The 25,446-nt window shown below is 35.6% G+C and carries 17 protein-coding genes, 2 tRNA genes and 1 pseudogene; 12 read left to right on the top strand and 8 right to left on the bottom strand.

Going from position 1 to position 25,446, the window contains the following annotated elements; genetic code table 11:
• Positions 1-76: 76 nt before the first annotated feature.
• Both ACFILT_RS02755 and gltX read left to right on the top strand, forming a co-directional pair.
• Positions 77-1,738 (top strand): NAD+ synthase, encoded by a 1,662-nt coding sequence (locus ACFILT_RS02755; RefSeq protein WP_375679534.1) that lies wholly within the window; start codon positions 77-79, stop codon positions 1,736-1,738.
• A gap of 10 nt (positions 1,739-1,748) precedes the next feature.
• Positions 1,749-3,122: a glutamate--tRNA ligase gene (gene gltX / locus ACFILT_RS02750; protein WP_375678407.1), complete on the top strand. Its 1,374-nt coding sequence runs from the start codon at positions 1,749-1,751 to the stop codon at positions 3,120-3,122.
• A gap of 59 nt (positions 3,123-3,181) precedes the next feature.
• Here the strand turns inward: gltX and ACFILT_RS02745 are convergent, their stop codons facing one another.
• Together ACFILT_RS02745 and ACFILT_RS02740 are read right to left on the bottom strand one after the other, a co-directional pair.
• Positions 3,182-4,585 carry a DEAD/DEAH box helicase gene (locus ACFILT_RS02745; protein WP_375620798.1) on the bottom strand — a complete coding sequence of 468 codons (1,404 nt, stop codon included), beginning with the start codon at positions 4,583-4,585 and terminating at the stop codon, positions 3,182-3,184.
• A gap of 146 nt (positions 4,586-4,731) precedes the next feature.
• Positions 4,732-5,505 carry an NAD kinase gene (locus tag ACFILT_RS02740; protein ID WP_375612145.1) on the bottom strand — a complete coding sequence of 258 codons (774 nt, stop codon included), beginning with the start codon at positions 5,503-5,505 and terminating at the stop codon, positions 4,732-4,734.
• Between the two features lie 263 nt (positions 5,506-5,768).
• Between ACFILT_RS02740 and ACFILT_RS02735 the strand changes: the two genes are divergently transcribed.
• The 5 genes from ACFILT_RS02735 to ACFILT_RS02715 all read left to right on the top strand — a co-directional run bounded on the left by ACFILT_RS02735 (position 5,769) and on the right by ACFILT_RS02715 (position 9,744).
• Positions 5,769-5,845: transfer RNA gene (locus ACFILT_RS02735), tRNA-Arg, on the top strand.
• Positions 5,846-6,381: 536 nt separating this feature from the next.
• Positions 6,382-6,573, top strand: coding sequence for a hypothetical protein (locus ACFILT_RS02730; RefSeq protein WP_375678406.1), 192 nt, complete (start codon positions 6,382-6,384; stop codon positions 6,571-6,573).
• A gap of 94 nt (positions 6,574-6,667) precedes the next feature.
• Positions 6,668-6,805: a hypothetical protein gene (locus tag ACFILT_RS02725; RefSeq protein ID WP_375678426.1), complete on the top strand. Its 138-nt coding sequence runs from the start codon at positions 6,668-6,670 to the stop codon at positions 6,803-6,805.
• 408 nt (positions 6,806-7,213) lie between these two features.
• A complete protein-coding gene (locus tag ACFILT_RS02720) occupies positions 7,214-7,420 on the top strand; it encodes a hypothetical protein (RefSeq protein WP_375620801.1) in 207 nt (68 codons plus the stop codon).
• A 2,111-nt stretch (positions 7,421-9,531) separates the two neighbouring features.
• A complete protein-coding gene (locus tag ACFILT_RS02715; protein ID WP_375679533.1) occupies positions 9,532-9,744 on the top strand; it encodes a DUF6990 domain-containing protein in 213 nt (70 codons plus the stop codon).
• A 601-nt stretch (positions 9,745-10,345) separates the two neighbouring features.
• Here the strand turns inward: ACFILT_RS02715 and ACFILT_RS02710 are convergent.
• Entirely contained in the window at positions 10,346-11,914 is a 1,569-nt protein-coding gene (locus tag ACFILT_RS02710; RefSeq protein WP_375678404.1) for a TerC family protein, read from the bottom strand.
• A gap of 436 nt (positions 11,915-12,350) precedes the next feature.
• Between ACFILT_RS02710 and ACFILT_RS02705 the strand changes: the two genes are divergently transcribed.
• Positions 12,351-12,426: transfer RNA gene (locus ACFILT_RS02705), tRNA-Lys, on the top strand.
• A gap of 1,100 nt (positions 12,427-13,526) precedes the next feature.
• Here ACFILT_RS02705 and ACFILT_RS02700 read toward each other — a convergent pair.
• The 4 genes from ACFILT_RS02700 to ACFILT_RS02685 all read right to left on the bottom strand — a co-directional run bounded on the left by ACFILT_RS02700 (position 13,527) and on the right by ACFILT_RS02685 (position 19,329).
• Positions 13,527-14,480, bottom strand: a complete 954-nt coding sequence (locus tag ACFILT_RS02700) for a YbhN family protein (protein WP_375613484.1) — start codon at positions 14,478-14,480, stop codon at positions 13,527-13,529.
• Positions 14,481-14,495: 15 nt separating this feature from the next.
• Positions 14,496-16,247 (bottom strand): YbaL family putative K(+) efflux transporter, encoded by a 1,752-nt coding sequence (gene ybaL, locus ACFILT_RS02695; protein ID WP_375679532.1) that lies wholly within the window; start codon positions 16,245-16,247, stop codon positions 14,496-14,498.
• Positions 16,248-16,346: 99 nt separating this feature from the next.
• Positions 16,347-18,860, bottom strand: coding sequence for a protein translocase subunit SecD (gene secD, locus ACFILT_RS02690; RefSeq protein ID WP_375679531.1), 2,514 nt, complete (start codon positions 18,858-18,860; stop codon positions 16,347-16,349).
• Between the two features lie 91 nt (positions 18,861-18,951).
• Entirely contained in the window at positions 18,952-19,329 is a 378-nt protein-coding gene (locus ACFILT_RS02685) for a hypothetical protein (RefSeq protein WP_375613487.1), read from the bottom strand.
• A 180-nt stretch (positions 19,330-19,509) separates the two neighbouring features.
• On the opposite strand from ACFILT_RS02685, the gene ACFILT_RS02680 reads away from it, so the two are divergent.
• From ACFILT_RS02680 to ACFILT_RS02665, 4 genes and pseudogenes are all read left to right on the top strand, one after another.
• Entirely contained in the window at positions 19,510-21,885 is a 2,376-nt protein-coding gene (locus ACFILT_RS02680) for a mechanosensitive ion channel family protein (protein WP_375678402.1), read from the top strand.
• The gene (locus ACFILT_RS02675) at positions 21,879-22,151 is read left to right on the top strand and encodes a hypothetical protein (protein WP_375678401.1); all 273 of its coding nucleotides are present in this window, start codon (positions 21,879-21,881) and stop codon (positions 22,149-22,151) included. Before ACFILT_RS02680 ends, ACFILT_RS02675 begins: the two co-directional genes overlap by 7 nt.
• A gap of 560 nt (positions 22,152-22,711) precedes the next feature.
• Positions 22,712-23,644, top strand: a complete 933-nt coding sequence (locus tag ACFILT_RS02670; RefSeq protein WP_375678399.1) for an outer membrane protein — start codon at positions 22,712-22,714, stop codon at positions 23,642-23,644.
• A 368-nt stretch (positions 23,645-24,012) separates the two neighbouring features.
• Positions 24,013-24,801 (top strand): annotated as a pseudogene (locus ACFILT_RS02665) (tyrosine-type recombinase/integrase); the annotation flags it as partial.
• A gap of 140 nt (positions 24,802-24,941) precedes the next feature.
• Here ACFILT_RS02665 and ACFILT_RS02660 read toward each other — a convergent pair.
• Entirely contained in the window at positions 24,942-25,187 is a 246-nt protein-coding gene (locus ACFILT_RS02660) for a hypothetical protein (protein ID WP_375679530.1), read from the bottom strand.
• Positions 25,188-25,446 lie beyond the last annotated feature (259 nt).

Raw genomic sequence — 25,446 nt, 5'->3', positions numbered from 1 at the left:
AATTTTAAAAAATGATGTTTCCGATGATGAAGAATAAAGTTGTGGTTGCTAAACTGATGAAATGATACAAAGGCTTATGAAAAATGATTTTCGGGTATCAATTGCCCAATTAAATCCTATTGTCGGTGATATTGAGGGGAATTTTTCTTTAGCTGTCATGGCGCATCAAAAGGCCAAAGAAGAGGGGGCTGATCTTGTTTTATTCACGGAACTTTTTATAAGTGCTTATCCGCCGGAAGATCTTGTTCTAAAACCTGCTTTTACAAAAACATGTGAAGAGACTGTTGAGAAATTAGCAAAGATAACCGTAGGCGGACCAGGAATTGTCATTGGTCTTCCATTAAGGCGCAATGGTAATATTTACAACGCTGTCATGGTTCTTGATGAAGGGAGAGTCATTGCCGAATGTTTGAAGTTTGATTTACCTAATTATGCTGAATTTGATGAAAAGCGTTTATTTTCTTCAGGTCCACGTCCTCAGCCTATTGTCTATCATGGAATTAAATTAGGAATAGTCATTTGTGAGGATCTTTGGAATGATTCCTCTCTTAGTACAGAGCTTAAAGATAAAGGAGCGGAAATTATTCTTGTCCTTAACGGATCTCCTTATTATCGTAATAAAACATTAAAACGTATAGACGTTGTTCATACACAGGCTCTACAATCTGGAGTGCCAATTATCTACGCTAATCAAGTAGGTGGTCAAGATGAGCTCGTTTTTGATGGTGGGTCTTTTGCCTTGAATGGACAAGGCAAAAAGATATTTCAAATGAAACACTTTGATAGCCATATTGCTTTAAGCCATTGGCAAAAAACAACGACGGGATGGCACTGTATTTCAGGTCCTAATGAAAGTCTTCTCAATGGATTAGCGGCTGATTATCAAGCTTGTGTTTTGGGGTTGAAAGATTACGTTAATAAAAACGGCTTTAAGGATGTTATTCTTGGTCTTTCAGGAGGAATTGATTCAGCCCTGTGTACGGCAATGGCGGTGGATGCTCTTGGTGCTGAGAGGGTTCGCACCATTATGATGCCCTATCATTATACTTCGCAAGAATCATTAAAAGATGCCAAAGAATGTGCTGATCTTTTGGGATGTCGTTATGAAATCATACCGATTGCACAACCTGTTGAGGCTTTTTTAAAGACAATGGCACCTGTTTTTTCAGGGTTACCCTCTGACGTCACAGAGGAAAATCTTCAAAGTCGTATACGCGGTACACTTTTAATGGCGCTTTCAAATAAATTCGGCTCAATGGTGGTAACGACAGGCAATAAGTCAGAAATGGCTGTGGGATATACAACACTGTATGGGGATATGAATGGCGGGTTTAATCCTCTTAAAGATATTTATAAAATGCAGGTTTATGCATTAGCAGAGTGGCGCAATAAAAATCACTTGCACAATTTGAGAGGACCAGAAGGAATGATCATTCCATCCAATATTATAGAAAAAGCACCCTCTGCAGAGCTGCGGGAAAATCAAAAAGATGAAGATTCTCTTCCGCCTTATCCTATTTTAGATGATATATTACAATCTCTTGTAGAAAATGACATGAGTATTTGTGATATTGTTAAACGTGGACATTCACGAGAAACTGTTGCGAAAGTTGAACAGCTTCTTTATGGTGCCGAATATAAAAGGCGTCAATCTGCGCCTGGTGTAAAAATCAGTTACAAAAATTTCGGACGCGATCGTCGCTATCCTATAGTCAATCATTTTCGCGATAAAAATTGAGTATTATTTTATGGTTAAAGTTCGTTTTGCTCCCTCTCCAACAGGTTATATTCATATTGGCAATATCCGTATTGCGCTTTTCAACTGGCTTTATGCGCAAGCGTATAAGGGAGAATTTATTTTACGCTATGATGATACAGATATTGAACGTTCTAAACAAGAATATATCGATGCTATTGCTGTTGACCTTGAATGGCTTGGTATTCAACCAGATGCAATTTATTACCAATCCAAGCGATTTAATCGATATGATGAAGTGGCAGAAATTCTCAAACAACGTGGCCTTCTTTATCCTTGTTATGAGACAACAGAGGAATTAGAGCGGCGTCGTAAAATCCAGCTTTCACGCAAATTGCCTCCTGTTTATGACCGTGCAGCATTGAAGTTGACAACAGAAGAGAGAAAAAACTTTGAATCACAAGGTCGTAAACCCCATTGGCGTTTTCTTCTTCCTAATTTTGAAAGTGATCCTTTACACACAAAGCGAACAGAAGTTTGCTGGAATGATGCAATAAAGGGAAAGCAGACGATTGATTTAGCTTCTCTTTCAGATCCTGTTCTTATTCGTGAAGATGGAACCTATCTTTATACATTGCCGTCTATTGTTGATGATGTAGATATGGCTATTACGCATATTATTCGTGGGGATGATCATATTACAAATACAGGCGCTCAAATTGCTCTTTTTAAAGCTCTTAATGCAGAATTACCGGTTTTTGCTCATACCAATTTATTGGCGACAGTTTTAGGAAAAGGATTTTCAAAACGTAATAATGATCTTTCTATTCGTTCTCTACGGGAAGAAGGATTTGAATCTATAGCTGTTCAATGCCTTGCCGTTTTGATTGGGACATCGCAAAATGTGCGTCCCTATCCCAATCAAGCTGCGCTTTTAGAGCATTTTAATCTCCAAGATACGTCAATATCCGTTGCAAAATTTGATATTGCTGATCTTCTTGCTTTGAATAGTCATCTTGTCCATGAGTTAACCTATGAGGAAGTAAAAATGCGCCTTAAAAAACTTTCTATTGAGGGAGATAAGGCGGAATATTTCTGGAACGCGATAAGAAGCAATATTAATAAAGTCAATGAAGCTGTTTTTTGGTGGAAAATCATTCATGATGAACAGAATTTTGATACAGTAGCACTAGAGGATCGTGCTTTTGTGCACCAATCACTCGATTTCTTACCTGAAGGTGCTTTGAATGAGGAAAGTTGGAAAATTTGGACAACAGCATTAAAAGAAAAAACAGGTCGAAAAGGAAAAGCTTTATTTATGCCATTACGTCAGGCACTTACGGGCATGGATCATGGACCTGAAATGGGAAAAATTTTGCAGCTTTTAGGGCGTGAAAAGGTAACGGAAAGGCTCTCTAGGAAATAAGAGCGGATTTTTTAAAAGTATTTCGTTCATTTCACTCTTAAAGAGAGTAAAGAACGGGTTTATTTACACGTTTTTATAAGCATGAAAGCAGGAATATCATCACCAAATCCAATGGGCGTGTAATTCTTATTTTTTCGTGAGCGTTGTTGCTCAGATGGCTTCTCCTTATTATTTGCATTTTTGATATATTCTGTTTTATTCTCTTCTACAGATTTTTTAGTGTGAGCAACAGTCTCTTTTGGAGCAGTTTTCTTTGATGGTTTTGAAGATTTTTTCTTTACAACAATATCTTCTGTTTGATCATCGGCTATTAAAGTTGAGAGATCTCCATTGAGCCATTCAATTTTTTCATTACTCATTTCTTCGATGGCATTGATATATTTTTGATCAGCTTTTGTGACAATTGTAAAAGCTTTTCCGCTGCGATTTGCACGCCCTGTACGACCAATTCGATGGATATAGTCTTCAGCATGTGTAGGAACATCATAGTTAAATACATGACTTACAGCTGGAATATCGAGTCCACGGGCAGCAACATCAGAAGCAACAAGAAGTGTAAGTTTATTATTTTTAAAATCAGCTAGGGTGTTCATGCGCGAATATTGGTCCATATCTCCATGAAGTGCCCCTACATTAAAGTTATGTTTGATGAGCGATCTAAAAAGTTCAGAGATATCTCTCTTTCGATTACAGAAAATGATTGCATTTTGAAGCTCTGCACCTTCATTTTGGATAAGCTCTCGTAAAACCGCTCTTTTATCCCATGATTTATTTCCAGATTTGACAAGCCGTTGTGTAATTGTGGTAGCTGTTGAGGATGCTTTTGTAACTTCAACAGATACAGGAGAATGTAAAAATTGTTTCGTTAGTTTTGTAATTTCTGGCGCCATTGTTGCAGAAAAGAACAAAGTTTGACGCGTAAAAGGGGTTAGCTTACAGATGCGTTCAATATCAGGAATAAAGCCCATATCCAACATGCGATCAGCTTCATCAATCACAAGGATTTCAACGCCCATCAGGAGCAGTTTACCGCGCTCGCAATGATCAAGAAGGCGCCCTGGTGTTGCTATAAGAACATCAGCTCCCCGTTCAAGTTTGCGATCTTGGAGTTCAAAAGAAACTCCACCAATCAAAAGAGCAACATTTAAACGATGATTTATTCCGTATTTATCAAAATTTTCTTCAACTTGAGCTGCAATTTCTCTTGTTGGTTCTAAGATGAGTGTACGGGGCATTCGTGCTCTTGCACGACCTTTTTCAAGGAGAGTGAGCATAGGCAATACGAAAGAGGCGGTTTTACCTGTTCCCGTTTGGGCGATTCCTAAAACGTCTTTTCTTTGAAGGACATGCGGAATTGTTTCACTTTGAATAGGTGTCGGAGCTGTATACCCCGCTGATTTCACCGCATTAATAACCTTTGCGGAAAGACCTAAATCATCAAAACTGTTTAAAGATGGTATCATTTTTTTATCAACTGCTCTGTGATTTTAACTGCGCTATCTAATGATGATTATAACCAATATTCTACACTCTTTAAAAGTGTTAAGATGTTTTCACAAAAAAAACTAACTATAACAATCATATACATATAAAACGCATAATACAATCATTAATAGCGAAATTGTTCTGATAAAATGCGCTCATCCCATGAATGATTTGAGTCAAAAAGGATTGAAGCTGTTACTTCTGTTGCCATTGAAATAGTAACTGAATGGACAGATTTAACTTCAATATTATCTGCAGCAGCGTTTACAGGGCGTTTGTCAGGTTCAAGCATATCAAAGCGCACTGTTACTGTATCGGGAAGCAAAGCTCCATGCCAACGCCGAGGGCGAAAAGGGCTAACGGGAGTGAGGGCCATAAGGGGAGCCATAAGAGGTAAGATAGGTCCTTGTGCTGATAAATTATAGGCGGTTGATCCAGCTGGTGTAGCGACGAGGACACCATCACAACTTAATTGTTCCATGCGTACGTTGTTATCAATGGTGATGCGAATTTTTGCCGCTTGATAAGATTGCCGAAAGAGGGATACTTCATTAATTGCAAGCGCCTCGATAGAATCTTGACATTCAGATTTTGCAATCATGCGCAGGGGATGGATTTCTTTTTTATGTGCGGCAGCAATACGATTGGGCAATTTTTTTTCATGAAATTCATTCATAAGAAACCCTACAGAACCTTGATTCATACCATAAATAGGTTTGCCTGTGTTCATGACATCTCGTACGGTTTGTAACATTGTCCCATCACCACCGATTGCAACAACAATATCAGTTTCTTCCAGAGAAGAATGACCATAAACGGAAATTAATTTATGGGTAGCTTTGATAGCCTCCTCAGTTTCTGCGGAAATAAAATGAAAGCGACTTGGTAATGTAGCCATTTAAAAATTATCCTGATACTTATAATTTATGTTGTAACTTATTTTTGAGAGTTTTGAAGTTGTAATAAAAGCTCTTTTTATAATAAAAAGAGCATTGAATAAAGAGAAGTTATTTCAAGGTAAAGTATCATTAAAAAGTAAAAGGAATGCGTCGTTAGATAAACTACAAACGAGTAATTTTTTTATTAGAATGATAATTTAGCATTGAAGCTAAGAGTATGATTAGTTAAAAGACCATAACTGATTTTAATAATCAGTGTGAAGCACCCGTAGCTCAGCTGGATAGAGCGCTGCCCTCCGAAGGCAGAGGTCACAGATTCGAATTCTGTCGGGTGCACCAAATTCTTCAACTTCATATCATCCCAAATAACAATATTACCTAAAAAGAAGCCAATTTCCTCTTTATGAAAATGGTTATTCGAGTTGTTTATTAAGTTTTGCAGCGAATAAGCAAATAATTTTAAGAGAAGTAAAATTTACGGCTGCGTATATAATTTTTCGGTTAGCCATTTTGAACATCGAGATAAAAAAGCAAGATTATCTAAATGTGCTTTCAATTTAACTATAAACATTTATAATATAAAAATACATATTAATTCAATATGTTATTGTACAACTGATCTGGCGATGTTGATAGTAGATCGCTAAATATATTGTTTTGAGCATTAAAATAGATAGCTAAATTTGCTTTTATTCTATTTTTGGAGTTAAAGGTCGTTATGGTGATATGGAACGCAGATGAGGAATATCACCAGTTAAAGGAATAATAAGGGGGAAAAAACAACCGTCAAGATTTGAATTGTTTCAAAATGCTGTATTCGATATGGTTTTGATATGGGTATCTGGTGATTTCTCTATACACCAATATTGCCAGTTATGTTGGGTGAGGGATTGTTTACTTTTAATCAACTTTCTTATATACTAAACGCTAATTATGGTGGTTATTTAGTTGGGAGTATGTTCTTTACGTTTGGCAGAATTGGGATTATATTTCTTGCTCCTCGCATACTATCTTGTGCAGCTATAGTAATGAGTGCACTTAATTATTTTCATGGCGTTAACACTTAGTCCTTTTGATCCGTTTTGCTGCTGGTGTTGCGAGTGTAGCAATGATGGTTTTTGGTTCTATTATGGTCATGCAGCATAGCCATATGGGCGGGTTATTGCTTCGCTTTATGCAGGTGTAGGAGTTGGTATTCTACTACTAGGTAATGAATATGTTATTATTAGTTTGAACAGAGCGCTTGATGCAACAAACATTTGGTTTGGAGCTGGCTTAATGTCTGTTCAAAACTTTTAAAAACATACAGGTTTAATTATGATAACTATATCAAAAAACACCTCCGTTATTTCTTTCATTGCAAATGAAACCGCTCCTGTTAATCAGAAAAAACCATCCAAAATATGAATAGATCAATCAAATGGATTTCGTGACTGGTAATATATATATATATATATATATATTATCGCATTCGTGCTTTAAACGATTTTGGTGATGTAAAAAAAGGCGATCTAGATGCTTTTATTGAAAATGAAAGCAATCTCTCTCATGATGGTAATTGCTGGGTTGCTGATAATGTCTGTGTTGTAAAATCTGGTTGTGTTTATGAAAATATAAGGGGCTATGGCAATGCTGCCATTGGTGGCTATGTGTATGGCAATACCCTTATATGTGATAAAACCCATGTGTATTTTGGTGTTCATGTTTATGACAATGCTCATCTTTCTTATAACGTTTGAGTTTATCATTAAGCGCGGGTTTATGGGAATGCAAAATTATCCGGTAGTGCACGTATTCATAGCAATGCCGCGGTTTATGATCATGCGGTTGTTAGGCAAGGTTTACGGCAATGCTAGCGTGGGGTGTCATACTAAGGTCTACGGCTCTGTTTATGGCAATGCCAAGATCTCCTGATTATATCGTGATTAGAAGTAATGTATATGGCAATGCAAGAATAAAAAGACATAGCGATTTATATTCGGTTCCCATAAATTGTGAGGTTTATGAAAGTGATGATGTTATCAAGATTGATAAGCAGAATAAATGACAGACGTGGAGGGTGCTTCTTTGATGGTTATAAACGCATCATAAAAGAAAGCTGTGCCAATTGATATGACGCTGCTTTTAAATAGAGGTACTACAGATCATACAAAAGAAGTCAATAATGAATGCATGTATACAAAACGTATCACATTGCAAACGCTCTATTCTATTGATTAAAACTGATCAAAAGGAACGTAAATAACAGATATGATCTTTAATCACTCATTTGAATTACAGAACCTATAAACACTTTATGTATGGCTATAAAGCGTATTAAGAATAACGCTCGCATTTTTGAAGTGGTCATTTGACATAAAGTACATTATCAAAATGTCTCAACGCTTGGTAGGTTCATATCAAGACAATCAAGAGAAAATGCGTATTAAGTGAATATTTGTAACAAAACCCGTTGTTTACATTTACGAACATTGGTTTTTAAAAGCAGCTTTTCATAAGACAATAAACAACCGCTTTTTATAAAATCTAAGGCTTTTAAACTGTTATAAATCTAGGTTTCAAACGTATTTATAGAGATATCATTTTATGTCTCTAAACGTTTAAACGTTCATTTAGTGAGGTTCTCATAAGCGTATTTTCACTTTGCATTTAAACATAACTTCTTTTCAAATAAGCCGCTCTATATTTGGGCTGGCAAAATTAACCAGCCCAAATTTGAGCTCGTTAACTTTAGAGTAGAGCAGTCTTTAATATTGTCGCTTTTGACTCAAAATTGAGTAAAACACCATGCCTTTGTAATATGATTGCAATCCTTTTGAAATTTATCTACTTATCTTTGTCTTAATAAGTATCCTCAAATTTGAGGGGATTTCATTTGGTTTCGTATTTTTAAACTGTAACTTTTAAAACGTTTTTTGCTTGTTTGCCTGCGTTATATCATTAAAAATCTTTTGATTTCTACGACATAACATTATCAATTTCATTACCTGTTGTGATGATAGTATCTATATAATGTCTGCTTATTATTGACTAACTTTTTAGTAAGCGGCGCTTTAAAATCGACTTGTTTTTAAATCCTTTTATGTGCCCTTAATGAATTAAAACCTATTCTATGATAGTTTCAAATGATTATTTCCTTTAAGGTTTAGCTCAAAAAAGAGTAAACCCCATACCATTTTTAAAACGCATGCAATTTATGTTATCGATAATTTCAAACGATTACGTTTTTAATAATGCGATTTGTGTGTGATAAAAACGTATCATAAAATTTATGAACTGTTATGAATGATAGCTGCGTTCACTTCATTTGAATGTTTACATGCGTTTTATGGTCTATCCATACATGGTAATTGTTTATGAAAAATGGTTAATTAAATCACGTATAAAAGTGTAGATTTTAAATGGGATTCATATAAAATAATTTGCACACAAACTATTGACTTTATTATATTTTTTTATGAATAAGATTCCATCTCGTTTAGACGTTACAAAAGAAATCACCAAAGGCCTTATTGATAAGATTCTTCTCTTACACGGCGTTATCACTTTTGTTTGCAAAAATCTGCTTCGCTTTTGACTTTTGATATGGATAAAACCTCTTTTGAGCTAGAGCAAAGAATTTTTTAATCATGGAGAGTGCAACAGTGCTCTTCAAAATCTTGATTGGTCTGTTGAAAAAATTAAAGAGGTAGATAATTATTCAGCACGTTATCAACTACCAGATTGTGAAGTACAAATTCTTTATAATGACGCAATTATCAAAGGTTATCCGTAATTTGATGTTGGAGTTTCGATTAGTACTGGTATTTTAGCTGCTGCCTGTATGGTAATTGATCCCTATCAATTCTCAGCACTTACAAGATCTACAACTTGATTTTTATAAAAAGGGGTTGAGAGTTTGTGAAGAAGGAATATATGCAGATTGGTTGGAATTAAGCTTGATTATGTCTTGAAATAGGCGATAGAAAGAATTGATCTTCATAAATGCTTTTATTTCAGATATGGAGCACCATCTTGGCGAAAGAATGAAGTTGGAGGTACATAAGGTTATCAAGGTAGACTATGCTGATTATAGCTTACTTCATATTGGTGCACTGGCTTTATTGGGTGATGTTGCAACCTTACAATCTTATTATCAAAGTTTCGGTGCAGAGGATCATTTAGGCTTTGATGAAAATACCCAACAGCTTCATTTTGAACGTGCATTGGCTTTTAGTCAAAGAAGTAGTCAAATCTAAGCAACTCAGCTACGTTTTCATTGCGAAAGTAGTAAAAAATATGAACCATCTGGAAGAAAAACAAAGTTCTTAATAAGAGCTTTCCAGAGAGGTGGAGTTTCATTCTTGGAAGGAAAAAATAGCTAAATTTATCGAAACAAAAGCTAAGGAATAGCTCCTTAAGAAATATCAAGAAGATCTAAAAAGATTATAGGAGCCAGAGTCTGGTTTAAAGATGCCATCATCAGTTGAGTAAACTCAACAATGGTGGAGTTTTATCCATTGGCGGAAATCTGATGTTTGAAAGAGGCTTTCTTGATGTGAAGGTAATATTGTAATAAATAATTATTATAAATCAATATGTTGTATATATTCATTGTTTTGAGATTAATGACCATTGACAAATAATTTTGCACCATTTTCTCTCTCCCAGCTTTTCGTCAATCATCAATGAAAATTTTTTATAATGGAAAGTTCATTGATAATATAACTTTTGTATGTCATTATTTTACGCTTAAAAAAAATATAAAAATAATGAAATGCAATTGAGTTATCAACTGCTTATTCTTTTCAATTTTTAATCATAAAAAAATCTTTTTATTCATTTTGCTTATAAAAAGAATTAGCTTTTTTCTGGTGATACAAGTGGAGAAATAAGGATTTTAGATATGTTTCTGCGTTCCATTTCAATCACTTTAAAGTGTAAACCATCAGTTTCAAAGCTTTCTCCCTCATTTGGTAAATGACCAAACTGCCAAAGCATAAAGCCTGCCAGAGTCGTATAACGATCTGCTTCATCCACAAGGTTACGCCCAAGATAACCACTTAAACGGCGGATATCAGCATATCCCTCAACAAGAAGACTGCCATTTTCAAGTTGTTCTGCGATCATGAGTTCTTCATCGTCATCAGGAAAGTCTCCTGCAATAGCTTCAAGAATATCGGTTGGTGTTGCAATTCCTTCAAAAGATCCATGCTCATCAACAATAATTGCAAGCTGAATCGAAGAATGACGTAATTGCTCCATCAATCGTAAAACACTTGTGTTTTCATGAACAACGAGGGGTTCTCGCATAGCTTTTTTCCAATTAATCTTTTTTCCCTCAGCCAAATTCAAAAGAAGATCTTTTGTCAACGCAACGCCAACAAATTCATCCACTTTTTCACGCGCAAGAATTAAGCGGCTATGTTTAACCTTTTGTAATTCTTCACGCATTTCATTTTCATCAGAATTTAAATCTAACCACTCAATTTCATTACGCGGCGACATGATAGAGCGAACAGGGCGATCAGCTAAATCGAGAACACCACGAATCATCTCCTTTTCTTCTGGTCTAAACAACTCAGAAACTGCGGCCTGTTCAGCAATAACATCTACAGTCTCAGCAAGGTGACTATCTTTGCTTCCTCCTCCTAAGAGCCTCAAAACAGCATCAGCTGTTCTACTGCGTAGATCATTCGTTTTAATCATTTTTTCACGGTTACGACGTCCAATTTGATTAAAAGCTTCGATGAGAACAGAAAAACCAATAGCAGCATACAAATACCCTTTTGGAATATGAAAACCAAATCCTTCAACAATGAGAGTAAAACCAATCATCATCAAAAAACCAAGACAAAGGATTACAATAGTGGGATGACGATTAATAAAACGCATAAGAGCACCAGATCCGCACATCATTACTCCCATAGCAGCTATGACTGCGATATACATAACTGCTGCCTGCTCTTTTGCAATCATACCTGTTGCGGTAATAATACTGTCTAGTGAAAAAACGGCATCCAGCACCACGACTTGGACGATTACTTGCCAAAAAACAGCATAACCAACGCCTGTTTTTCTTTCATGTGATACTCCTTCTAACCTTTCATGTAATTCTAGCGTTCCCTTTGCGAGCAAAAAGGCTCCACCACCGATTAAAATAAAGCTATGCCAACTAAATACAAAAGATGAAAGTGAAAGAATGACCCTATCGAGTCTCATAACCCATCCAATAACGGTAAGAAGGAAAAGCCGCATAATTAATGCTAAAGTAAGACCTATAAAGCGTGCGCGGTCACGCAAATGCAGTGGCAATTTTTCAGCTAAAATTGCAATAAAGATAAGGTTATCTATTCCTAAAACAATTTCGAGAAAAACCAGCGTGATCAAACCAAACCACGCATGGGGATCAGTGATCCATTCCATCATTCCTTACCTTTTAGAAGCTTAAAAGCGCGCGATTGACAAAAAAAATTCATAGGCTTTTATTCGTATATTGGATCATGAACATTGAATGTAAAAAACTTATATTCAAAGAAAAAAACAGCACAATATTGCTTGAATGCATGTAATTGTTGATAAAACAAAATGATGCCCCATCCCGCTTACAACCACAAGAAGGTTCATCTAATTTTCGCTCGGGCATTATGCTCGATAATCCTCTAACTATAGGTTCTGTATAACAATCAGAACATTTATTTATAAAGCTTCCTATAATGGGTTTATTTTTATATAAGATCAAGTGGTGAATATCATATTTTTAACCTTACAGACAATGAGTTTATATAACAAACAACAAAATATCTGGACATCTATCCTTAGGAGCGTTATAGAAACGCTCATTCTCGTCTTTTGAGAAGCTTATGGGTGATTAGCTCAGTCGGTAGAGCAGCTGACTCTTAATCAGCGGGTCGTGGGTTCGATCCCCTCATCACCCACCATTTTATTTTATACCGTAAATAACTTATTGATTGCGTAATTTTTTTTTAAGGTACGAGTTGCTAAATAAAATTGGGCAGTAGGATTTCCCCATATCTGTTTGTTTAAAAGTGAAGATTGTTGATATAGCTTAGTCATCGGTGTTTGTACTTTTTAGGGGACTCAAAGAACTTCCAAAGGACATTTAAAGATCTTTTAATGCGTATTGTTTCTTTTTTTAAGTTGCAATTGGTAAGGAGAAGCCTCTTACCGACAATTGTGTTATTTAAAGGGGTATAAAAATCAACAGTTTTCACTTCTTTTAATATAAATTGATTAAATTTTTTTTGGATTTTTAGCATATTGTTTAAAGACAGAAGAAACTTTACACTTTAGTTGTGTCAGCAGCATGGATATTTTTTGATAACTCTCCCGCTTAAACAAAAAACTTCTGTAATAATCATCAGTATTCCAAGAGGGTAAATCAAGATAAAATAAAGTAGTTAGCTGGACATACAAGTAATAAAATTAGATCAGTTTAATTGTTTAAAGCTAATACCTGTTAAACGAAAGACAATAAACTTTAATGAGGCTTAAAGTTTTAAAATATTAAGCTGTGTGGTTACGCTATGCTGTCTTTCCGTTAGCTAAACCTCTAAAAATATAAATATTAAGAAAGCCACTCAGATTCATTATAATATATTGATTTATAAAGAATTGATTATTCTTTATTAAAAAAACTTTACTATCATAAACTTCTTTTGTTTCAATCCCTCTTATAATGAATTAATTAAAATCATTCATTTTTGCATCATAAATGGGATTAACGTGTGGATAAAGACTATTGAAGAAAGGCATAAAAATAATTCTTATTAATGTTCTTAAGTGCTAAAAGTTATCATAACATTGGAAAAATAGTATAATGGCGCAGGCTTACTCTTTTATTAAGTATAAAGATGATGGTGCAACAATAGCTTTACTATTATACCATTTATGGGTATTGTTGTGTAATGGAGAAGAGCGTTGAAAGAGGTTTCTTAAAAAAGATATGTAAATTGGCAACACGATGGTGTTTTGTTCTTTTATAGGTACATAAAAAAAGAAGTCATTGATAGCCTTTTATTTATTCAGGTGGTGTTTTGGGGGCTCTTTTCCAATATTGTTGCGCCTCAAAAATGACGACCACAAATAATGAAAGGATGAGCGGTATAATCAAATAAAACATTCTAAAGACAATAAGTGCTGCAATAACATCGGTTGGATTTATATTGGGCATGCCTGTTATGAAAAGAGCTTCAAGAACTCCTACTCCTCCTGCTGGAGCATTAGAGAGAAGAGTTATCGTAAAAGACGCTAGGAAAACACCAAGAACAGAGATAAAATGAATATCTGCGTTATGTGGGAGAACAGCATATATAATTCCTGCTGCTCCTAAAAGCTCTAGAGGGCTAATGAGAAGCTGTTGAATAACAATTTTCAGTCGTGGATAGGAAAGTTGAATTTTCTTCCCCAAGCGTAAGGGTTTTAACTGAAGCCAGCTGCCAAACGTATAAAGTGCTATACAGCTGAGTAAAATTGCTCCAGCCGTTGTTCCGAGCCATTCAGGAAGTTCTTTATGAATGAGGGTGATAATTTCGGGTTGCAGCACCAAAACGATTCCCAAAAGTAAGATTGTGCCGATTACAAAAGTAAAAGAGCAAAAACCTACTAATATTGCGATTTCTGTTCCGTTTAATCCTTTCATTTTATAGGCGCGATAGCGTACAACGGCACCAGAAAAAACTGAAGCACCGATATTGTGTGAAAGAGCGTAGGTTGTAAATGAACATATAGCGATAAAAATCCAAGAAATTTTATGGCCTAGATGTTGCAAGGCAATTCGATCATATCCAGCAAGAGCAGCATAAGCTAGGAGAGAACATAAACAGGCTAATAACCAGTGCTGTGCATTTAAATTGCTCAAGCGCTCCAATACATCCCCAAATGAAATGGCAGAGAGCTTCATGTAAAGAATTCGAATAGATACCAGCATTGCTAAGATACCAATCAATGGCCATATAAATTGCTTTATTTTCACGATTCTGTATCCATTTTATGTTTTCTGTAAATTTTCATGATTGAGCATATTCCTTACAGATCTTCGTTCTGTTATATACTCTATAATGCCATTGGCAATTTCTTCATCATCTGTTACTACAACATCAGCACCTAAATCAATGAGATATGTTGTTTCTGTGTCGGATAATGCATGTGTGATTATCTGGATATCTTTCTTCATATCACGGATATTCACGATACATTCTCCTACTTCAATGGTACTTCGCATTGTAATAACAACTTTATGTGCATTATTTATATTTGCTGCGTTCATTATTTCTTGTTGAATGATATTGCCGCAAATAGCCTCAAAGCCATCTGCAATCGCTTTATCAGAGAGGCGTTTTGATTCTTCTACGATCACTATAGGTTCACCTCTATTTATTAAAGATAATGCAACACACTTACCGATACGACCATAGCCAATAATTACGATATGGTTGTTTTTTAAGGTCATCGGTAAAAAATCTTGGTCAGGATCTTGTGGATCAATATCAATAATTGTTTGGGTATTTTGTGAAGATGCAGAATTTTTTTCTAGACATTTTTTAATTTTATTACAGGCAATGAAAACAAGAGGATTGAGCAAAATAGAAAAAATTGCTCCTCCAAGAATTAAATCATGAGCGTCATTGTTTAAAAGTCCTAAGCTTAAACTTAAACCAGCAAGGATAAAGGAAAATTCTCCGATTTGGGCAAGGCTTGCAGAAATAGTCAAAGCTGTTGCATTAGAATAGCGAAAAGCTTTAACGATGAAAAAGGCAACAGCAGATTTTCCGATTACGATAATGAATAAGGTTGCTAAGAGAGGGAAAAAATGAGTTAAGAGTTTCTCGGGGTCAAATAACATGCCTACAGAAACAAAAAAGAGAACAGAAAAAGCATCGCGCAGTGGTAAAGATTCTTCCGCGGCACGGTGGCTTAATTCTGATTCGCTCATGACCATACCAGCAAAAAAAGCACCAAGAGAAAGAGAAACTCCAAATAAATGAGCGGCTCCGAAAGCTACTCCTAATGCAATAGCAAAGACGCTAAGACGAAATAATTCACGTGATCCCGATTGTGCGCTCATTTTTAAAAGCCATGGGATAACGCGTCGCCCAATGACGAGCATAAGTGCAATAAATACAATTACCTTCAGGATGGTGAGACCAAAAATACCCCAAATACTTAAATCCAACCATTGAACAAGAGGATCCAACGCTTCTTTTTTGGTATTGCTGAGGGCACTTGCCAAGGAAGGGATGAGGACAAGTATAAGGACCATTGCTAAATCCTCAATAATCAACCATCCAACGGCAATGCGTCCTTTTTCTGTTTCAATAAGATGACGTTCTTGCAAAGCACGTAGCAGGATAACGGTACTTGCTATGGATAAAGCAAGACCGAAAATCAAACTACCACTAAAGCCCCATCCCATAATCAGACCAAGGCACAAACCTAGAAAAGTAGAAAATGCCATTTGTGCAATAGCAGCGGGGACAGCAATAGCTTTGACAGATAAAAGGTCTTTTAATGAAAAGTGGAGCCCAACACCAAACATCAGCAAAATAATACCAATTTCAGCAAGTTGATTAATGATGACGGAATCTATTTTAAATCCGCCTGTATTGGGTCCTACAATAACACCAGCTAACAAATAGCCTACAAGGGGTGAAATACGTAAACGGCTAGCAATCATTCCCAAGAGAAATGCTAAACATAAGCCTGCAACAATAGTTGTGATAAGTGGTGTGTCGTGGAGCATGGATTATTTACTATTCTTGATCAAAAAGCGAATGAATGAAAACGACTATATTTCTATGAGAAGAGAGGCGAGATGTACCATACGCATTAAAGGGCATTTTTATTTCACTTTGATATTTGCACGATTATTTCGCTCACGCCACCAATTTCCTAGCAGGAGTAAAATAGGAGCAGCAATAAAGATAGAGGATGATGTTGCAATAATAATCCCAAAGACCATGGGTAATGCAAAATTATGAACAGCACTTCCACCCCATATCGCCATGGGGAGCATCGCAAGAATTGTTGTGGCTGATGTAAAAAAACAACGTACAAGAACCTGATTAATTGACAGATCAATCAGCTCGCGCAACGGCATTTTTTTATAAAGACGCATATTTTCGCGCATCCTATCATAGACGACAACTTTATCATTTATAGAATATCCAACAATTGTTAAGAGTGCGGCGATAGCCGTTAAATTAAAATCAAATTGAAATAAAGCAAAAAAGCCAATCATTTTTGTGGTGTCTAGAATGAGAGTGATAATTGCTCCAATGGCAAAGAACCACTCGAAGCGTAACCATATATAGAGAGACATGGCAATAGCCGCAAGAATAACAGCAGTAAAAGCAGCTGTGGCAAGCTCACCTGAAATTTTGGGACCAACAACTTCTATTTGATCGAATGTGGTATCGGGATAGATATTTTGTACAGCTGTTTTGACCTTATCAATGGCGGTGGTTTGTTGTGCTTCGCCACCGCTTTGTTTCTGCATGCGAATTAATACGGTATTTTCGTTATCAATATTTTGCAAGGTAACTTCACCAATATTAAGAGTAGAAAGCTTGGAACGCAGAGTTGCTAGATCTGCTGGTCCTTTCGTGGCAATACTCATTTGGCTTCCGCCAATGAAATCAATACCAAAATTCAATCCAGGCTTAAAAAAGAGAAAAACTGAAGCCATTGATAAAACAATTGAGACGCCAATACCAATGAAACGTGCTTTCATAAAGTGGAAAGTTGTGTTTTGTGGCATGATGTTGAAAGCAGAGTGAATATGCAATTTTTTAATCTTCCATTTACGAACGATCCAAATCATGATGATGCGTACAATGGTGATATTTGTAAACATGGAGATGATAATACCAAGCAACATTGTTACGGCAAAACCACGAACGGGACCGGTCCCGAACCAAAATAGTAAGACGGTCGCTATAATTGCTGTAACATTTGCATCAACAATGGTTGCAAAAGCGTGTTTAAATCCACGATCTAGGGCTGCAAAAGCACCCACACCTTTTCGACTTTCTTCACGGATACGTTCATTGATAAGGATATTAGCATCAACGGCAATACCGATGCCTAAAATAATACCAGCAATACCAGGCAGCGTAAGTGTAGCTCCCAAAAGACTCAGTGCAGAAAATGTTAAAATTGTGTGCAGAGCTAGTGCTATATTGGCAATTAATCCCCAAATACGGTAGAGAAGAAAAATAAAAATTGCAACAAGAATAAAGCCAATTATGCCGGTGTAAAGTCCCATTTGGATAGCATCAGCACCAAGATTTGGACCTACGGTTCTCTCTTCAATGACTGTGAGTGGTGCGGGGAGGGAACCAGCACGAAGCAGAGCAGCCAGAGTTGAGGCTTCTTTGGGGTCAAAGTTTCCTGTAATTTGACCTTGTCCATTGGGAATGACACTATTGATGGTCGGAGCGGTTAAAACTTTATTATCCAGAACAATGGCAAAAGGACGGTTAATATTTTGTCGTGTTATATCGGCAAATATTTTTGCGCCAGCGGAATCTAGCGTAAATGAAATAATGGAACGTCCTGGTATTTGGGGGTCAAAACCTGCACGGGCATCTTTCAGGACATTTCCATCTAAAGCAATTTGATCATAAATTGCATAATGTTGTGTTGCATCAGTGTATCCAGGGAGAATAGAAACACCTATAGGGGGATTATTGGGGTCCACATTAGAAGGAACAAGATGAAAACTCATCTTAGCGGTTGTTCCTAAAAGATCACGCAGTTGTTTTGGATCTTGTAGTCCAGGCAATTGGACCATAATACGATCATTTCCGACCTTTTGGATGGCTGGTTCTGAAACACCAACTTGATCTATACGACGACGGATGATTTCTAAGCTTTGTTCAATAGCATTGCTGACACGGTCTTTTATACCAGCTTCTGTTAATGTGACGCGGAGAGTTTCATTTTGAGCACTGATCGTGATGTTATGTTCTGTTGTGCCAAAGCTACTGTATATGGGGGTTATTAATGTTTTCAAAGCAGAGAGTGCTTTTTCAGTTTGCGATGGGTCAGAAATAAGGGCAATAACGCTATCTTCAACGATACGCACACTTGAGGTGCGGATTTGTTTTTCACGCAATACATTGCGCACATTGCTTAAAACTATATGTAACTGATCGCGTTTTAACGTTTTGCTATCAACCTCGAGCAGGAGAGAAGAGCCTCCTTGAAGGTCAAGACCAAGTGCTACACGGGTGTCGGGTAAGAATTTCGAATTTTTAACTTGTTCGTGTGAAAATAAATTGGGTAAGGCAACATAAATGCTGCTTAAAAGAATAAAACAATAAAGGGTAGTTAACCAACCAGGTGTACGCATGATATATTCCGTAAATAGGCAATCTAACAGTTATTCAAAGTTAAAAGCACAAGTAAAATAAGATGATCGTTTTTATATTCAAGGAAGAGAATTAAGTATGTTCATTGGGAGGAGCGCGTTTATTTGAGAAATATTGTGTTTTAACGTTACGAAATCGTGTGTCAACAGCTGGAATCTTTATTAAAAAGAAATCCAATGTTAGGATTTTTTGAAAGGTCCTCATAAAAATAGATTCTGTATGGAGTGTTACAAGTTTTTTGTTTTCAGTTGTGGTAACATTCACCTGATCACACTTATGATGTAAATCAAATCTATTCGTTTTAATGACGTTATTGGTGTGTGATTGTTTGATTAAATAAGCACGCGTTTCTAGGTTGCTCGTCAAGAATACACCTAAACTGGATAGAAAAATCCAGGTTGTCAAAGGAAGAAAATCTTCTTTTTTGCAATAAAGGTGCAAAAAAAACATGCTAGAGTGCCTTCTTTAATCTTATTGAGTTCAGCTTATTTATCATTCTTTTATCTTATTACCAGTATTATAGGATAAGGGAAAGCTTTTATAAGATTATTCTATAAAAGTTGAAAATATCTACTTTATACCATATTTAAAAGAGAAAAATAAAATCCCTTTTGTGCTCATAAGGTAGATATGTATTCATTTTGTAGAAAAAACATCCACATACTTTTCCTTCTTTTGGGGATTATCTTTGTATTTAATTCTGGTGCATGGGGTAATAAGGGGGCACAAAATACAATTGTCGAACAAACGATAGCTTCTTATTCAGTTGATGAAATTATTCTGCAACAACAGTTGATTATTAAGACTCTTGAAGAAAATACTGAAACTTTAAAAAGAGATTTTGACAGAAAGCCAGAAGATGAGCGTGCTTTAGAAGAATTACGGTTACGTGCACAAGATATCAGTGAACGTGCTATTGAGGCAGCATTTGTTTTGCGTCCTCCTCTTAATGAGATTAATACACTTCTTGATCAATTAATGGAGCTCCATCGTGACGTGAAAAAACTGAAAAGCTCTGTGAAGGAATATTCCTATTTGATAGAGCAAAAAGCTAAAATTAACAGTATCATGCTTCGTTTTGAAGCAATTTTCTTAGCGGCAAATAGAATAGCTGAACTTTCTATTTCTCAATCTCGGGAGCTTTTTAAACGCACGCTTACGTATAGGCTTGAGTTTTCGATTCCGATGGTTAAACATCTCGTCCAAAAAACAAAAGAGGCTTCATCAGATTTTCTTGTGTTGTTAAATTCTTGGTGGAATTTTATATTTTACTTCAAGTTTTTACAACTATTTCTTTGCTTTTTAATTCCACTTTTTATTACTTTGGGACTTTCGTATTTTTCTCAAAAAGTTCTTGTTCATGTGTATTGCCACTTTACGAAGTCTAATGAGGAAATATCTTATTTACAACGCTTATTGATCGCCTTTATTTCAGTTCTCTTACCTTCACTTGTATGTATTCTTTGCGTTTATCTTGTGTTGTTTTTGTTTCGTAGTTTTAACTTAGATCCAGGTAAGCTTACAACAGTTTTTGATATGATAGGTTGTCAAATTATTTTATTATTTTTAATCAATCGATTAGCGGTTGTTCTTCTATCATCGAATAGGCCCCATGTAGGTCTTCTCAAGATTACATCATCGTCTGCTTATCAATTAGTGATTTTACTCACTTCTTTAGGGGGTATTTTGGCATTTGACGCTGTTCTTGATAGTATTTATCAAATCATTTCAGCGCCTCTATCTTTGACAATTGCTAAAAGTTTTATTGCTGTTTTTCTTGTAGCGATATTGCTATTTATAATATCATTTGTACCTTTGCGGTTTAGACGTAGGCGTGTTCAAGAAGAAAAAAAAGAGCCATACTTTTGGCCATTTTATATACGCATTCCTCTTATTGGCTTGGGGTTACTGCTCTTTGTATTGAATTTTTTAGGTTATGTTGGACTTGCGCGTTTTATTACGCAGCAAATTATGATTGATGGAGCATTTTTAGTTCTCATGTATTTAGGAATACAAAGCGCTCAAGCACTTGGAACTAAAGACCAATTTATGAAAACAACGGTTGGTCATCTTTTGATGCAGAGGTTTCATTTAGAAGAAAAAACGATGAATCAATTGGGAGTTTTTATGAGCGTTTTTCTCAATTTATTTGTTGTTATATTTTGTGCAATGCCAATTGCTGTACAGTTTGGATTTTCCTATTCTGATTTAAAAGCAGTTTTGTGGCAATCGGTGACCGGTTTTCAGATTGGAAATATTAGTCTTTCTTTGATTTCTCTTGTAACAGGAATTATTTCTTTTTGTGTTTGCTGGTTTCTTATTCGCCGATTTATTGGTTGGTTAGATAATGTGGTGTTGGTTCATGGAGAGTTCGATTCTGGTATACGTAATTCTATCAAAACAGTGATAAGTTATGGAGGCGTTGTTGTATCTGCTTTGACCGGATTATCAATGGCAGGTTTGGATCTTAGAAATTTCGCTCTTATTGCTGGAGGACTTTCACTTGGTATAGGTTTTGGTTTACAGAATATTGTCCAAAACTTTGTCTCTGGACTTATTATTTTAGTTGGAAGACCATTTAAAATAGGGGACTATATAGAATCTGGATCAGTAGGGGGTGTTGTTAAGCGTATTAGTGTGCGTGCAACGGAACTTGAGACAATTCAGCGTAAGACGATTATTATTCCCAATTCAAGCCTTATTAATAACAACGTTAGTAATTGGACACGACGTAATAAAGTAGGACGAATTGATATACCCGTTACTGTATCATCTAAGGTTGCTCCAGAGCATGTTGCTGAAATTTTGTTAGAGATTGCTTCTGCGACAGAAGGCGTTTTAAAAAATCCTATCCCACAGGTGAGTTTTACAGCATTTGATCGTAAGAGCTTTTCCTTTAATTTGGCTATTTATGTGCCTAATATTACCTCATCTTCTCATGTAACCAATGCTCTTCGATTTAGGCTATATAAGCGTTTTGCTGAGGAAGGAATCTTAGAATGCTAAAATATACTTATGTTTTGATTACAGTTATTCTATTAAGTATTTTTACCATAACAGCTTTTGCTGCAACAGTGAAGAATACTGATTTAAAGATACAATCTCTTATTGTTGTTGAAGGAAGTATACCTTCAAAAATTTCTTTAAATACTCATCAAACAATTACAATTTGTATGAAGGGATGTTTTATAACTTTTCCTAATAAAGACCGTTTTGCAATAAAGGCAGATGATAATATAGAAATCAGTAGGGGAAGAGCAATTTTTAAATAAAATGATTGAGATTTTTTGTTTGGGGACAAGATTTAGAAGGATAATGATATTGTGTGTAATTAATAATCTCATCCTTTAGAAAATGGTAAAAAAAAGGTATGATTGTAGTATAAAATGGACGTTTTTTTATACTATGTAGAATCTACAGTATGCATTTGGGATGTAAGAATATTGGGGTATTTATAGTATTGTTAATGAACATCGATTTTCTAAAAATAATTACATCATTTTTAGAATTTTTTCATAAAAAAGGCATAAAATATACTATTTTGTGATTTTTTTGCGGTATTTTAAATACAAAATGTTTTATATTTCCTCCTTTTGAAAAGATAATAGGTATTTTTATTAAATCTTTATTATTTGAAGTAATAATTATTATAATATTTTAAAATTTATTTGATAATATTAAATTTTGATGTAATGATATATTAGTATAGTAATAGATTTAAATGTAACTATAAAGGAGTACATGCGATTTTGCGGCATAAGATTTTATAAAACTTTGTTTTTCTAAATGTGATTTTTGATTATATTTAAATTTAGCAATGGGGTATAATTTTATGAATACAAAATTTATAACAGCATCTGTTTTTTCTTTGATTTCACCTTCTATAGTACAGGCTGCAGATGTGGTGGCTCACGAAGAGCCAGTACATGTTGCCTCAGAAGTTGTTGCTTCTTCACCTTTTTCTTGGGGAGGTGTTTATTTCGGGGGGCAAGTTGGTGGCTTTTCAAGTAAGATTTCTGCAACAGCGCCTGATGTTAATATTCCTCTCTATCCTGATGAGGAGAGTAAAAGTAAACCATGGGTGCCTGTCGAGAAACAGCATATGCCCGATCTTTCTGGGTTTATAGGTGGTTTTTATGCGGGTGTTAATTTTGATCTCGGTAATAATTTTATTATGGGGATTGATACGGATATCATTTTAACGGAAAAAAAGGATACAAAAACAAGATTTCAGGCTGATGAAACGAGTGCAGGTGGTCCTGACACTGGTGGATCGGGCACTGAAGGATCGGGTAGTGATACTGAGGAATTAGGTACAGAAGAAAAAAGTCGAAAAAAGGCAAAAATTGTCAGGAGAAAAGGTAGAGGCTTTTCTCGCTCTTCTGCAGAGGATAAAGAAGAGAAAGACAGTTTAACGTTTAATCATACGTTAAAACAAAAATGGACAGGGGCTACACGGGTGCGTGTTGGGTTTTCTGCGGGGCGTGTGATGCCTTATATTGCTGGTGGTGTTTCTTATGGACAGTTTCAGGATATTTTGTCGACAGTAATTACGGGAGGTGAGCCATTTAATAGGACATCGGATGTAACAAAAACGATGATTGGTTATACTCTCGGTGGTGGTGTTGATTTTGCAATGACAGATCATCTTGTTGTGCGTGCGGAATATCGTTACTCAGATTTTGGTAAAAGGAAATTCAAAGACGAGATTGAAGTTAAGTATAAGACGAATGATTTTCGCGCAGGAATAGCTTACAAATTCTAATTTTGTAGGATAAAGGAGCTTAAATTTAAGAGGTCCTATTTCTTTGATAGGGCCTTTATTTTTTAATTTTATGCATTGTAAACACTATTTTATGGTGAAAAAAGGGGGGCTTTGACTTTGAGTGAGAATGAGGAGGTAAGGAAGAGTTACTCAGATTCTTAATTGTTAAGAATAAAAAATTTTTAGTTCACGAGGTGTGGTTGAAACATTTGTTGGCAAAGAAGGATTGCTTCGTCTTTCATATTATTACAGTTATCACTTTATAATACCGTTATAGAGTTGCAAACAGTAAACTTAAAGAGAGTTTTTACTATCTAAGTAATGAGAAAATAAAGAAAATTTACGTCGAGCAGGGGGGTATTTCTTTACGAGAAATTGCCTCTAGTACTTTTGAAGCGAAAAAAAACGAATTGAAAAATGAAGGAAAAGCAGCAAACTGGTTAACACCTCTTGAGTTACATGTTTTTCCTAAACTTGGTGATACGCCAATCATTGAACTGACGCAAATTGATATAAAAGGATGCATTTCTCCCATTTGGAAGACAAAAAACGAAACAGCAAGTAAAGCTTTATCCCGCTTGAATATAGCTATAAAACATGCGGTGGCACTTAGTATAGATGTGGATATGCAATTAAAAGCAAAAGCTTTATTAGAAAAGTTTATTCAAAATACCCCAAATATTCCAGCTATGCCATGGAAAGAAATGCCTAAGTTTTTTCAATCTTAAAATGATGAGCTTGTATCACATCTAGCTTTAAAACTTCTTATTTTGACGGTTTTTTTTATACCAATCAGGCATATTTAGAGATTTATGGATCAATATGGATTATCCCAAAAGAAAATATGAAGAGAATTGTTGGAAAGGTTTCTGATTTTCATGTGCCGCTTACAGCTGAAGCGCTTGCTGTTATTGAAAAAGCAAAAAAATGGTTTTTTATTTGTTGAGAGTTTTGGAAAGCCTATATCTAATGTAGCACTTTCTAAATTCATGAAAGACAAAGGTTTTAATTATAGACTTCATGGTTTCAGATCGATTCTGCGGGACTGGATAGCAGAGACAACGTCAACACCATTTGAAATTGCAGAATCTGTTCTTGTGTATTCAGTTGGGAATTCAGTGACAAAGGCTTACATGCGGACGGATTTTTTAGAATAGCGCCGTGTCCTCTTAGAACAATGGGCGTCTTTTATATCTGGAGAGGCTTGATAATTGTTATGTCTATTGTCGCGTCAGGTGTCTAAGAAACATTTAAGCGATTAGCGGATAGATTACGATATAATCTCTCTTTCCTCGCTTTAAAAGCGGGGAGGGGGTAAAGCTTTCAGTTTTTGGTTAGCCACTGTTTTATAATGTGCAAAGATATTGTCTATCGCATCCATAATACGTGAAAAATCAAGGGCTAATAAGAGTATAATGAGTACAATCCATTTCGTATAACGCGACATCACTTTTACACTTTTGTAGGTCATGATGATTTCTTGAAGGATTTCTTTTTCTGCTTCTGTAAGCTTTGTATCGTCTTGTGTTTTTTTTCTAGCCATGTTTCCACCCACATACGCGTTCACCTAGATTATTGTGCTTTAAGATTTCTCTTTCTAAGTTGGAACTGATGGTGTTCAGATCTTTCTTATCTAAATAAATTGGCAACCAGCCAACACAAGAGATATACTTATTTGTCCTGCAACCAATGAGAGAGAGCAGCACGCACATCAGTATCATTTTTCTGATTAACTTCATTTTCCACCTCCAGCCGTGTTGTTGCTGCCTTTAAGGTTTTTTCTGTTTGCTTTTGCCGTTCTG

It is taken from the genome of Bartonella sp. AP7XZML (assembly GCF_042195745.1).
In the GTDB taxonomy this organism is placed as follows: Bacteria; Pseudomonadota; Alphaproteobacteria; order Rhizobiales; family Rhizobiaceae; genus Bartonella.
The sequence above is the reverse complement of the archived record's forward strand: the minus strand, read 5'-3'. Positions and strand labels throughout refer to the sequence as shown.